A 7,807-nucleotide genomic window follows, 5' to 3' on the forward strand; every position below is an offset into this window, starting at 1 on the left:
ATCCATAGCTCGAAAAGCTTGAAGGGGAGAAGAGCATGCAATTTAAAATGAATAGCGATTATACAAAAAAGGCCGTGTTATTTGGGATTGTTGTCCTACTACTTGAGGTGTTGTTCTTTAATCACGGTGTTATCTTTTCTCTTCTCGTGGCTATAGGGATGATTTATTTTGGTCGAAAAAAGATGCCTCGACAAAGTGGGAAGCTCCTATTCTGGCTGGGAATTATCTTTTTTGTCATATGTATTTTTGGAATGATGACCTTCAAGTTTTTGCTATTAGCAATCCTTATACACTTTATTATTCAATATTATCAATCGAAAAAAACACCACAAGTTATTCAACCGACGATTCATAAAGAAGAGATTTTAGAAGAAAAAATCATAGAAACAAAGCCAAACTTTGAAAATACTTTGTTTGGGGACCGAAAAACGCCTGATCATGTATATGAATGGAAGGATATTAACATTCAGTCAGGAATCGGAGATACTACTATTGATTTAAGCTATACAGTGCTTCCAAAGGGAGAAACGGTTATCTTTATCCGAAAATTTGTCGGAAATCTTCAAGTATTAATTCCGTATGATATTGAAGTAAGTGTTCATCACTCTTCGATTGCTGGAAAGGCCAATGTGTTTCAATACGGTGGAGATAAGATTTTTAATCAATCCGTGCAATATGAAACAGAAGGCTATGACAAGGCTGAGCAAAAGGTCAAAATCTTCACCTCGTTTCTTGTAGGCGATTTAGAGGTGAAGCGGGTATGAATATCATCCAAAGACAAATCGGCTGGGGAATGCTCGTTGCCTTATTTGTGTTTGTTTTAATCGTAGTATCCTTTACGATGTCATTCCCATCCGTTAGACTAACAGACCTTTGGGAACGAAATTTGATGGATATTCCGTTTATTTTGTTTGTTCCAAGTGTAAGCCTTGCAGTTGGACTAGTATTTGGGGTCTTCTCAGGCTTTTACTGGAAAAAACAATTCCAATCGATCGATCAGGTTCTTCATGATGTGGAAGAGGGAAGAACTTTTCAAATAAATGAAACAGGCTCATTTGATGAGATTAAGTCCGCTTTCGATCGGATTAAAAAAATTCAAAAGCAAATCACGGAACAGGCCATGCTTTCACAAAAATTAGCTAACGAAAAAGCTGAGGATCAAGAAAATCGAATTCAGGAAATTATTTCGCAGGAACGGAACCGACTTGCAAGAGAGCTCCATGATTCGGTGAGTCAGCAGTTATTTGCCGCCTCCATGTTGATGTCTGCGATTAATGAAACAAAGGCTCCTGCAGATGAACGAGAAACGAAGCAATTAAAAATGGTTGAGAGCATGATTCACCAATCTCAGCTGGAAATGAGAGCACTCCTTTTACATTTACGTCCTGTTGCTTTAAAAGGGAAGACGTTACAAGAAGGTATTGAAGAGTTAATAATCGAATTGTCCCAAAAAGTAACAATGGAGATCAATTGGAAGGTGGAAGACTTTCCGTTGGATAAAGGGGTGGAGGACCATCTATTTAGAATCCTTCAGGAATCCCTCTCGAATACATTAAGGCATTCGAAAGCGAATGAGCTAGAGGTACTGTTAATCAATCGAGATGGATTTGTTATCTTACGTGTCGTTGATGATGGGATTGGATTTGATGTGGAAGAGTCAAAAGCTGGTTCATACGGCATGCAGAATATGTATGAACGGGCTGTGGAAATAGGGGGAACCCTTAAGATTGTCAGTGTTAAAAATAAAGGAACGCGTCTAGAAGTGAAAGTGCCAATTTTGAAGGTAAAGGATGAGGCCAATGATTAGAGTATTGTTTGTAGATGATCATGAAATGGTGAGGATTGGAGTTTCTTCTTATCTATCGGCTCAACCTGACATAGATGTAGTCGGGGAAGCAGATAATGGAGAAACCGCAATAGAGATGGCGCTTGAATTGCGTCCAGATATTATTTTAATGGATTTAGTGATGAAGCAAATGGACGGAATTGAAGCGACAAGAAGAATCATCGAGCAATGGCCTGAAGCAAAAATCATCATTGTCACAAGCTTTCTAGACGACGAAAAGGTGTATCCAGCACTTGAAGCTGGAGCCACAAGCTATATGCTGAAAACATCAAAAGCAAGTGAAATTGCCAATGCAGTAAGAGCTACATATGAAGGGCAATCAGTGCTGGAGCCAGAAGTGACAGGCAAAATGATGACAAAAATGAGGCAAAGAAATAATGCCCTTCCTCATGAAGAACTCACAGCTCGTGAGATGGAAATTCTTTTATTAATGGCCGAAGGAAAAACCAATCAGGAGATTGCTGACGAATTATTTATTGCTTTAAAAACCGTGAAAACACATGTCAGCAATATTTTGAGCAAGCTCAATGTCCAGGACAGGACTCAAGCGGTGATTTATGCATTCAAGCATTCTTTGGTGGAATGACAGACTATACAAAAAAGCTCAGATCAAAAGATCTGAGCTTTGACTTTAGTTTGATGTTGCTTCATGGACTTTATGTTGAAGAATGAAGTAGGCTAATAGAGCTAAAATGAAATCAACTATGATCATACCACTTCCGATTATGAGCGAAGCGTTAAATCCTAGTATTAATGTATAAATCATCCCCAATATTATAATGGAGAGGCGCCAATATCCTTTAGTTTTATTTTTTATATAAATAGAAGAGAAAGTAGCAAGTGCTAGTGAGCCCCCAATGAACTGCGATACAAAAATCACGATGTACATCCAAAAACTAAACTCCATAAACGCTCTCCTCCTCTACCTTATATTTTAACATAAATTTCCTATTATTAATGGTTATTCTCGTTCCTTAAACTAATTTCTAGTTCGCAAAACTAAAAACTTTAAATATTCTCCTAACTTGTCTCATATATTTATGAAGTAAGTAAGAAGGTTAGGAGGTGCAGCGTGAGTACTTTTGTCAAAGGGTCACTATTATTGATAGTTGCTTCCTTTTTAGGGGAGTGTGTTGAGTTTATCATGAACATGGTTCTCGCAAAAGAGTTAGGGGAACAAGGTCTCGGGCTGTATATGTCAATTCTTCCGACTGTCTTCCTCATTGTCCTCCTAGCGAGCTTTGAATTGCCTATCTCAATTTCAAAATTCATTGCTGAAAGAGATTCGAAATATCATAGACATATGCTAAAAACGGCAATCCATTTAACGATTGTGACAACCGCAGGTTTTATGGTGTTATTTTTATTGCTCATGCCTTTTTTAACAATGTTTCAGGAGTATCATCCGTTATTTAAGTGGCTGGTTATGTTGTTAATTCCGCTTATTTCTTTTTCCTCCATTACAAGAGGTTTTTTTATGGGGAAAAATCAAATGGGGAAAATCGCATTGGCCAATTTTTTGCGGAAGTTTGTGCAGCTCGGCTTACTCGTTTTCTTGTTTCAGCTTTTCGAATTTGATACACAGACGTCTATTATGATTGCCTTCTTTACTTTTGTGGGCAGCGAGGTTGTGATTTTTCTATACTTGATTCACATGTTCTATATTCAATTCCAACAATTAAAGAGACGACCATCTGAATATATTAGTGGAAAAGTTGTCCGAAAAAATCTTATTTCCGTATCGATTCCGACAACAAGTATCAGAGTGTTCCACTCCTTAACGCATGCGATACAACCATTTTTGATAAAAGCGGCTCTCCTTCATTCAGGTGTGTCAGCAACTGTGGCAACAGAACAGTTTGGTCTCATCGCAGGTGTCGCTATGTCAATTGGATTCTTTCCAGCCTTTATCGCGCATTCTTTGCTTATTGTATTGATTCCAACTGTGTCCAAGGCTTACGCAGAGCGGGATATGCATCGACTCCAGGAACTTTTGAGACAAGTAATGGGCTTTACGTTCTTGTATGGCATTCCTATAGTGCTAGTTTTTTATTTTTTTGCAGAACCTTTAACAAATCTCTTTCTGCATTCACCAACCGCAACAGGTTATTTACAAATCTTAATTCCATATTTTCTCCTTCATTTCTTTGTCATTCCATTACAGGCCTATTTAATTGGCCTTGGATTACTGAAGGATGCCTTTTTACACAATATCTGGTCAACAATTATTTCATTCTCGCTAATGTATATTCTAGGTTCGATGGATGACTTACGTATGGATGGTGTGATTATTGGTATGAATACAGGAGCGGTACTCCTAACTTTGATGCACTATATGACGATTTGTAAAAAAATTGGTGTCTCTTATTTCTCGTTGAGGAACGAAGCAAGTCATCATTTTTAAAAAGGGTGAGAATCCTCACCTTTGTTCAAGCTTTATACAAACCATCCTGTCAATGATGAAAACCCTTAGTGATAAGGGTTTTTTTGATGTCATGAAGAGTGAAAGGTGACTAAAAAGCGTCTCGTTCAATAGTTCGTCATAACTTTATTGCAGATTTGTGAATTGATTCACAAATACCTTTTTTTTGCTGTTAATCGTGTTAATCTTTAAGTGTAATAAGAAATCATAACATACCTAATAAAAAGGGAGAGATTAAAATGATTGGAAAATTATTAAGAGAAAACAACATCGTTGCTGGTATTTTAACAGTAGTTCGTATCTACCTAGGATGGGCTTGGATGACTGCTGGTTGGGGAAAATTAACAGGTGGATTTGATGCAGCTGGATTCTTAAAAGGTGCAGTAGCAAACCCAGTAGTGCATGATGGTCACCCAGTTTACGCAGGTTGGGTATCATTCTTAGAAAGCTTCGCTATTCCAAATGCAGGAATATTTAACTTTATGATTCCACTTGGTGAATTCTTAGTCGGTTTAGGACTTATTCTTGGATGTTTAACAACTGCAGCAGCATTCTTTGCAATGGTAATGAACTTCTCATTCATGTTATCTGGTACAGTATCTCATAACCCAACTGACATTATCATGGGAGTATTCATCGCAGCAGCTGGTTACAACGCTGGTAAATATGGTTTAGACCGTTACGTATTACCTTACCTTCGCAAACTTGTTAACAAAGGTAAAAATCGTGAAGCAAGTTCTGTTCAAGTCTAACTAATATAAATCAAAAACAAGTAGTAGGAGTAAAAAATCCTGCTGCTTGTTTTTTTGCGTATGTAGGTGTTTCTTATAAAGATTGTTTTTTCTCGCTATTTTAAGTGGGTGGATTAAAAAAATGCTTGATTCGTCATATTTTAATGTCAGATGCAACAAAGTTTGAGAAAAGAACTTTTGTAAAGTGTAGGGGTTTAGGAATCCAAAAGCGTCTATTATTAATGAAGAGCTTTTAGGAGGAAATTCCATGAATCAGCAGGAACTATTTGAAAATTGGATACGTGAAAACGGACATATACTATTAAAATTTATTTATAAACAGGTGCGAAATAAAGAGCTTTCGGAAGATCTCTATCAAGAAGTATTAATCTCCGCATACTTAGCGTTCCCGACTTTTGAAGAACGCTCACAGCTAAAAAGCTGGATTTTTAAAATAGCAATCAATAAATGTAGAGATTATTGGCGCAAGGAACAAACGGTTAGAAAGTTTTGGGAAGAAAAAGTCTATCATTATGATGTGGATTCGGCCATTCCACTTCCTGAGGAAAGTGTTATTAATAAATGCACAAAAGAAGAGATGATCGATACAATCAACGAGCTACCAGCCATGTACCGAGAGCCGATGCTAATGTATTATTTTTACGATCAATCATTAATCGAAATAAGTTCATCGAAAAATGTGCCGATTTCAACAGTAAAAACTAGAATGAGAAGAGCACGGTTTCAGTTAAAAGAGAAAGTGGACGCGCTTGTTGCTCTTTAAAAATCACTTAAATACATATAATATAGAAAGGATGAATTCGAAAAAGGAGAAAGACAATGAGTGAAAAATTTTGCAAGGAATCATTTGTCGTGAAGACAAGCATTGTTTTGCCACCAGATACAAATAACTACGGGACATTATTTGGTGGGAAGCTAATGGAATACATAGATGATGTAGCCGCGATTTCTGCGATGCGACATTCTCGAAAAAATATCGTGACGGCCTCAACAGATTCCGTTGATTTTTTGCATCCAATACATGAAGGAAATTCTGTCTGTTTAGAGTCCTTTGTGACGTATACGGGAAGAACTTCTATGGAAGTCTTTGTTCGTGTCATTGCCGAGGATTTGTTAACAGGTGAACGAAATATTTGTGCGTTATCCTTTTTAACGATGGTGGCGATTGACGAGAATGGAAAACCGACAGAAGTTCCAAAGGTTGTGCCACAATCAGAAATCGAAAGGGAACTTTATCAATCTGCGAAAGAACGTGCAGAAGTTAGAAAGAAGCGAAGAAAAGAGACCGAGAATTTGTCCAAGAAGTTTGGAACCGGTCTTCCATGGTAGAAATAAATTGAAAGCTGTCCTTTTGGGGCAGTTTTTTTGTCGAATAGAACAATTATTTCCTCGGAAATTTGGGATTTTGAGTGAAGTTTGACGAAACGAACGAAATAGTAGTTAGAATATTAAATATATTGTTATAATGGTTTTACGTGATTTTAAATAAAGGGGTGAGGATATGCGACCGATCATACTTGGGTTATGTGCAGCATTCTTTTTTGCTACAACCTTTGTACTGAATAGAGGAATGGAGATGTCAGGGGGCAGCTGGATTTGGAGCGCTTCACTTCGATTTATTTTTATGATGCCGTTTTTGCTGGTCATTGTGATGAGAAGAAAAAAACTCAAGTCTCTGATCAAAGTGATGAAAGAAAATCCAGGAGAGTGGGCTTTGTGGAGTGCTGTTGGGTTCGGATTATTTTATGCCCCAATTTGTTTCGCCACGGTTTATTCTCCAGGTTGGCTCGTCGCTGGAACGTGGCAGTTTACGATTATCGCAGGTTCATTGCTAGCACCTTTGTTTATTGAAACGGTTCAATCAGCAAAGGGACCGATTCAAATAAGAGGGAAAATCCCAATTAAAGGTTTGTTGTTTTCACTCATTATATTGGTGGGAATCGGGCTTATGCAATGGGAGCAAGCAGACCAGTTGTCATTGAGGGAGCTTTGGCTTGGAATCCTCCCTGTGGTAGTTGCAGCGTTTGCCTATCCGCTTGGAAATCGGAAAATGATGAGCATTGTGAATGGCAGGCTTGATGTATTTCAACGTGTGCTCGGGATGACGCTAGCGAGTATGCCTTTATGGATCCTTTTATCTATTTATGGATTAATGACGGTGGGACCTCCAAGTATGAACCAAACAGTACAATCCATCATTGTAGCGATCAGCTCTGGTGTAATTGCGACGGCACTCTTTTTTATGGCAACGGATATGGTGAAGGACAATATGCAAAAATTAGCGTCGGTTGAGGCAACACAATCGTTGGAGGTACTCTTTGCATTGGCGGGAGAAATCATATTCCTATCGATTGCATTTCCTTCATTGCTTTCGTGGACTGGAATTTTGCTCGTGATTGTGGGGATGGTATTGCACAGCTATGCTAGTCATGGAGACATAAAGCTTATAAGTAAAGAAAAGGTGACACAAATGTAAAAGAGGCTGGGACAAAACCCCATCTTTAAGATGAAAAAGCCGGTGAAATTTTACGACAAGTAAAATTTCACCGGCTTTGATTATTTTTAGAATAGAAATAAGGACCACATCTGATAAAATAAAGTTACCACACCAAATTTCATCCGAAAGAAGGGTCCTTATGTTTAAAAATTATATCATGAATCAAATCGTTTTGCCTTTGGATTTAGAAGTAAAATTACAAAATAATGATATTGCCTTCCATGTCCATCATTTAGTTGAAAGTATCCCTCAAGAAGCGTTTGAACCATTTCTTCGAAATGAAGGTTGTC

9 protein-coding genes are annotated in these 7,807 nt (G+C 37.8%); 8 read left to right on the forward strand and 1 reads right to left on the reverse strand.

The window, feature by feature from the left end:
* The first annotated feature begins 35 nt into the window (after positions 1–35).
* The 3 genes from liaF to FAR12_RS15975 are packed head-to-tail and all read left to right on the forward strand — an operon-like array spanning position 36 to position 2,432.
* Positions 36–764, forward strand: coding sequence for a cell wall-active antibiotics response protein LiaF (gene liaF / locus FAR12_RS15965; RefSeq protein ID WP_126409806.1), 729 nt, complete (start codon positions 36–38; stop codon positions 762–764).
* Complete coding sequence (locus FAR12_RS15970; RefSeq protein ID WP_126409807.1) at positions 761–1,807, forward strand: sensor histidine kinase; 1,047 nt, start codon at positions 761–763, stop codon at positions 1,805–1,807. Before liaF ends, FAR12_RS15970 begins: the two co-directional genes overlap by 4 nt.
* Positions 1,800–2,432 (forward strand): response regulator transcription factor, encoded by a 633-nt coding sequence (locus FAR12_RS15975; protein ID WP_126409808.1) that lies wholly within the window; start codon positions 1,800–1,802, stop codon positions 2,430–2,432. Before FAR12_RS15970 ends, FAR12_RS15975 begins: the two co-directional genes overlap by 8 nt.
* Positions 2,433–2,477: 45 nt before the next feature.
* On the opposite strand, the gene FAR12_RS15980 is transcribed toward FAR12_RS15975, so the two are convergent.
* The gene (locus FAR12_RS15980) at positions 2,478–2,753 is read right to left on the reverse strand and encodes a hypothetical protein (RefSeq protein ID WP_126409809.1); all 276 of its coding nucleotides are present in this window, start codon (positions 2,751–2,753) and stop codon (positions 2,478–2,480) included.
* Positions 2,754–2,918: 165 nt separating this feature from the next.
* On the opposite strand from FAR12_RS15980, the gene FAR12_RS15985 reads away from it, so the two are divergent.
* The 5 genes from FAR12_RS15985 (at position 2,919) to FAR12_RS16005 (ending at position 7,496) form a co-directional block, all read left to right on the forward strand.
* Complete coding sequence (locus FAR12_RS15985; RefSeq protein ID WP_126409810.1) at positions 2,919–4,250, forward strand: polysaccharide biosynthesis protein; 1,332 nt, start codon at positions 2,919–2,921, stop codon at positions 4,248–4,250.
* Between the two features lie 257 nt (positions 4,251–4,507).
* Entirely contained in the window at positions 4,508–5,020 is a 513-nt protein-coding gene (locus FAR12_RS15990) for a DoxX family protein (RefSeq protein WP_126409811.1), read from the forward strand.
* Between the two features lie 247 nt (positions 5,021–5,267).
* Complete coding sequence (locus FAR12_RS15995; protein WP_126409812.1) at positions 5,268–5,783, forward strand: RNA polymerase sigma factor; 516 nt, start codon at positions 5,268–5,270, stop codon at positions 5,781–5,783.
* 56 nt (positions 5,784–5,839) lie between these two features.
* The gene (locus FAR12_RS16000; RefSeq protein ID WP_126409813.1) at positions 5,840–6,349 is read left to right on the forward strand and encodes an acyl-CoA thioesterase; all 510 of its coding nucleotides are present in this window, start codon (positions 5,840–5,842) and stop codon (positions 6,347–6,349) included.
* Positions 6,350–6,521: 172 nt separating this feature from the next.
* Positions 6,522–7,496, forward strand: a complete 975-nt coding sequence (locus FAR12_RS16005; protein ID WP_126409814.1) for a DMT family transporter — start codon at positions 6,522–6,524, stop codon at positions 7,494–7,496.
* Positions 7,497–7,807: the final 311 nt, after the last annotated feature.

Origin of the sequence: Bacillus yapensis (genome assembly GCF_005280205.1) — a bacterium.
GTDB lineage: Bacteria > Bacillota > Bacilli > Bacillales > Cytobacillaceae > Robertmurraya > Robertmurraya yapensis.